We start from the raw sequence: 4,942 nt of genomic DNA on the forward strand, positions 1-4,942 counted from the left end.
GAGGAAGATCGTGGCGCCGGCGTCGCGGGCGGCGATCATCTTCTGCTGGATGCCGCCGATGGGGCCGACTTCGCCTTCGGGGGTGATGGTGCCGGTGCCGGCGACGAACTTGCCTTGGGTGAGGGGGCCGGGGGTGAGCTTGTCGATGATGGCGAGGCTGAACATGAGGCCGGCGGAGGGGCCGCCGATGTCGCCGACGCTGATGTTGATCTTGAAGGGGAACGTGTACCGGTCGGAGAGGACGACCCCGACGACGGGGCGTTCGCCGGTGGGGTCGGCGACGGTCTTGACGGTGGCCTCGCGCTCTTTACCGGCGCGCTTGTAGGTGAGGGTGACCTCGCTGCCGATCTTGAGGTCGGCCATGCCGTCGATGACCTGGGAGACGCCGGTGGCCTTGGTGCCGTTCACGGCGGTGAGCTCGTCGCCGGCTTTGAGGACGCCGTCGGCGGGGCGGCCTTTCTGGACTTCTTGGATGACGACGCGCGTGGTGACGCCGATGCCCAGTTCGCGCAGGGCGGCGGCTTCGGCGCTCTGCTGGGAGTTCTGCATCTGGCGGGTGTTCTCTTCGTCGACCTGCTTCGGCGACTCGTCGTCGGGGAAGATCGTCTCTTCGGGGACGATGGCGGTGTCGCCGGAGAACCAGCCGCGCAGGGCGCTGAACAGGTCGATGCGCCCGCCGGGGCCGCCGCGGTAGGTGACGGTGGTGAAGTTGAGGTGGCCCTTGTCGGGGTAGGTCTCGCGGCCGTCGATCTTGATCAGCGGCTGCCCTTTGTCGTCCGTGCCTAGGGTGTTGAGCGTGGGTCCGGGCTGCAGCGCCACGTACGGGACCGGCATGACGGAGCCGACGACGGCGAGCAGGAGGACGATCACGCTCGCGACGGTGAGCGTGGCGGCACGACGAGACATGCCCGAAACTCTATGCGGTCGGGGCGGTCAGCAGGCGCCGACCCATTCGTCGCCGCCGTCGGCGAAGGTCTGGTGTTTCCAGATGGGGACCTGCGCCTTGAGGTCGTCGATGAGCTTGCGGCAGGCGGCGAACGCTTCGGCGCGGTGCGGGCAGGACGCGGCGACGACGACGGCGATGTCGCCGATCCGCAGGTCGCCGACGCGGTGGACGGCGGCGAGGCCGAGGACGGGGTGGTCGGCGGCGACCTTCTCCATGACGACGCGCAACTGCCGCTCGACGGTGGGGTGGGCGCTGTAGGACAGGCCGCTGACGGCGCGGGCGTGGTCGGTGTCGCGGACGGTGCCGGCGAAGACGGCGATGCCGCCGGCGCCGGGCGCGCCGACGGCGGCGTACACCTCGTCGACGGACAGCGGCGTCTCGCGGACGCCGATCAGCCGGATGACGCCGCCGGCGCCGCCTTGCCCAACACCGTCTTCGCTCACCTTCAGCAGGCTACCCCTCCGCGGGGCCGCCCGGTTCGTCCGGTTCGAAGGTGGCGGCGAGGGCTTCGGCGATGGCGGGGACGAGGTCGGGTCCGGCGAGGACCTCGTCGTCGGTGTCGTGGCGGCGCAGCCGGAGGGCGGAGTGCCGGGCGCCGTCGCGCAGGACGCCGACGACCATGCGGACGTCTTCGCGTCCGGGGTGGGACGTGGCGAACGCGGCTGCCTCCGCCTCGTCCTCGGGGATGTCGTCCTCGACGTCGGGCGGCAGGACGACCCGTTCCATCACCAGGGCGCATCCTTCGACGGCGTCGGGCCAGGCGATGGAGGCGAGGGCGTCCTCGACGGCGTCCCTCTCGGGTAGGGCGGGCTGCTCGAGTGCGGCTAGAGTGTCGGCGTCAGGGGGCAGGCCGAGCTGGTCCGCGAGGTCGGGTTCGGCGCGGCGCAACTCGGTGCTCCGGACGAGGGCGTAGAGACGCGGCGCGCTGTCCCAGCCCTCCTGGGCGGAATGACGCTCAAGGTCCAGCACTACTTCTTCCAGAAGACTCACGGGGCCATCTTTTCCACATTCGGTCCGGGGAGGTGCGGGAACCCCCGGGCGAGTCGGTAAGTTGCATCTACAGCACCGGCGGGCGGCCGGTGAGAGATCTCGATCGGAGGGGCCTCTTGACCTTCCGGACTCCCGGTTTCGGGCGCCGGCTCGGTACCGGACGTAAACGGCTGTTGCTACCGATACTGGTGACGGCAGCAGTGCTGCTGGTCGCGTTCCTGATTTTCACCTCCATCTATACGAACGTGCTGTGGCACCGTTCTATCGGCTTCTCTTCGGTCTACACGACGCAGCTCCAGGCGAAGGTGGTGCTCTTCCTAGGGGCCGGCCTGCTGATGACGCTGGTCGTGGGCGCGAACGTGGCGGTGGCGTACCGGCTGCGGCCGGCGTACCGGCCGCTCTCTGTCGAGCAGCAGGGCCTGGAGCGCTATCGGGCGGTCATCGATCCGCGCCGGCGGCTGATCTCCTGGTCGCTGCTGGGCCTACTCGGGCTGCTGACCGGCTCGTCGGTGGCGGGCCAGTGGCCCGTGTGGCTGGCGTTCCTCAACCGGACGCCCTTCAACGTGCAGGACCCGGAGTTCGGCAAGGACGTGTCGTTCTACGTCTTCACGTACCCGTTCCTGCGTCTCGTGCTCGGCGTCGTCTTCGCGACCGTGATCCTGTCGATCTTGGCCGCGGTGATGGTGCACTACCTGTACGGGGGGCTGCGGCTGCAGGGGCCGGGCGACAAGGCGAGCCCGCCCGCGCGGGCCCACCTCTCGGTGCTGTTCGGCGTGTTCATCCTGCTGAAGGCCTTTGCCTACTGGTTCGACCGGTACGGGCTGATGCACTCCGAACGCGGGGTGACGAACGGCGCGTCCTATGCCGATATCAACGCGTTGTTGCCCGCCAAGACGATCCTCGCGGTCATCGCTCTGCTGTGCGCCGTGATGTTCTTCAGCAATTTGCTCCGCCGCGGGATGATGCTGCCCGGCGTCGGGTTCACGCTGCTGGTGCTGTCGGCGGTCCTGCTGGGCGGGGTGTACCCGCTGCTGATCCAGCAGTTCCAGGTCAAGCCGGACGAGCTCGCCAAGGAGCGGGAGTTCATCTCGCGCAACATCGAGGCCACCCGCAAGGCCTACGGGGTGGACGGCGCGAAGGTCGTTCCGTACGGGCAACAGCCGGTGAACGACGAGAAGAAGCTCCAGGAGGAGGCCGACAGGCTCGGCGGCGTCCGCGTCCTCGACCCGAACGTGGTCGGCGAGACGTTCCAGCAGCTTCAGCGGATCAGGCCGTTCTACCGGTTCCCCGACACGCTTGACGTGGACCGATACCAGGTGGACGGCAAGCTGATCGACACGGTCGTGGCGCTCCGTGAGCTGTCCGGGGCGCCCGAGGGGCAGCGCAGCTGGGTCAAGGACCGCATGGTCTACACGCACGGTTACGGGTTCGTGTCCGCCTACGGCAACCGCTTCGCCGACGGCGGCGTCCCCGACTTCATCACGAAGAACATGCCGGTCTCCGCCGAGCAGAAGATCAAGGTGCAGCGGCCGGAGATCTACTTCGGGGAGCGCACGGCGAACTACTCGGTGGTGGGCGGCAAGGGCCAGCAGGAGCTGAACTACCCCGACAACAGCGAGTCGGGCCAGCAGAGCAGCAACTACGACGGGCAGGGCGGGGTCTCCATCGACTCGTTCTTCCACAAGATGCTGTACGCGACGAAGTTCCAGGACAGGAACCTGCTGCTGTCCGGTGCGATCAACGATGACGCCAAGCTCCTGTACGACCGCTCGCCGCGGGAGATGGTGCAGAAGGCCGCGCCGTGGCTGACGCTGGACGGCGACCCGTACCCGACGGTGGTCAACGGCCGCGTCCTGTGGATCCTGGACGGCTACACGACGTCCAGCAGCTACCCGTACTCGGAGGAGATGAGCCTCGGGGACGCGACGCGCGACACCATCACCGACACGCGGTCGGCGGTGGCGCAGCAGGCCGACGACCACGTCAACTACATGCGGAACTCGGTCAAGGCTACGGTGGACGCCTACGACGGCACCGTGCACCTGTACCAGTGGGACGAGAACGACCCGATCACCAAGACGTGGATGAAGGTGTTCGACGACACCGTCCAGCCGCGTTCGTCGATCCCGCCCGAGCTGGAGGCCCACTTCCGCTACCCGCAGGACTTGTTCAAGGTCCAGCGGAAGATCCTGGCGCAGTACCACGTGACGGACCCCTCGGCGTTCTACAACGGTGAGGGCTTCTGGGAGGTGCCGCAGGACCCGTCCTCCCAGGGCAAGCGGCAGCCGCCGTACTACCAGAGCCTCCGCATGCCGGGCCAGGACCAGGAGTCGTTCTCGCTGACGACGGTCTTCAACCCGCGCAACAACCCGCAGCTGGCCGCCTTCATGGCGGTGGGGTCGACTCCTGGACGCGATTACGGGCAGATCCAGATCCTCCAGATGCCCCGCAACGCGCAACCGGCAGGGCCCGGCCAGGTACAAAACTCGTTCGAGACGGATACGCAGGTCAAGGCCGATCTGTTCGCCTTGAGACAGGGTGGCACGAAGACCGTGCCCGGCAACCTGCTGACGATCCCGTTCGGGGGGAGCCTGCTGTACGTCGAACCGATGTACACGATGGCGGCGGGCGGCACCGAGCAGCAGCCGTATCCCATCCTCGGCAAGATCCTGGTGAGATACGGCGACAAGATCGCCGCGGCCGACACTCTCGAAGAGGCGCTGGAGCAGGTCCTCGGCGGCACGAGCACGGCGCCGCCACCGGAGACACCGCCGGACGAGGGCGGCGAGCAACCTCCGGAAGGCGGGCAGGTGAGCCTGGCGGAGGTGCAGGCCATCAACGCCGAGCTGGACAAGGCCCTGAAGGACTTCGACGCCGCCCAGAAGAACGGCGACTATCCGGGGATGGGCGAGGCCCTGAAGCGGGTCAGGGACGCGCAGGCGAAACTGGCGGCGCTCGGGCAGCCCGCCCCGGCGGCCTCTCCGAGCCCCACGGGCTCCCCCACCC

General features: G+C 68.4%; 4 protein-coding genes. 1 reads left to right on the forward strand and 3 read right to left on the reverse strand.

Features of this window, described 5'->3' with window-relative positions; translation table 11 throughout:
* From E1285_RS43215 to E1285_RS43225, 3 genes are all read right to left on the reverse strand, one after another.
* Nucleotides 1-906: PDZ domain-containing protein (locus tag E1285_RS43215; RefSeq protein WP_132160711.1), on the reverse strand; the 906-nt coding region annotated here is incomplete at its 3' end.
* Nucleotides 907-933: 27 nt separating this feature from the next.
* A complete protein-coding gene (locus E1285_RS43220; RefSeq protein WP_243723459.1) occupies nt 934-1,389 on the reverse strand; it encodes a molybdenum cofactor biosynthesis protein MoaE in 456 nt (151 codons plus the stop codon).
* Between the two features lie 10 nt (nt 1,390-1,399).
* Nucleotides 1,400-1,936: a PPA1309 family protein gene (locus E1285_RS43225; RefSeq protein WP_132160713.1), complete on the reverse strand. Its 537-nt coding sequence runs from the start codon at nt 1,934-1,936 to the stop codon at nt 1,400-1,402.
* A gap of 188 nt (nt 1,937-2,124) precedes the next feature.
* Between E1285_RS43225 and E1285_RS43230 the strand changes: the two genes are divergently transcribed.
* Nucleotides 2,125-4,942: UPF0182 family protein (locus tag E1285_RS43230; protein ID WP_243723460.1), on the forward strand; the 2,818-nt coding region annotated here is incomplete at its 3' end.

It is taken from the genome of Actinomadura sp. 7K507 (genome assembly GCF_004348425.1).
Classification (GTDB): domain Bacteria; phylum Actinomycetota; class Actinomycetes; order Streptosporangiales; family Streptosporangiaceae; genus Spirillospora.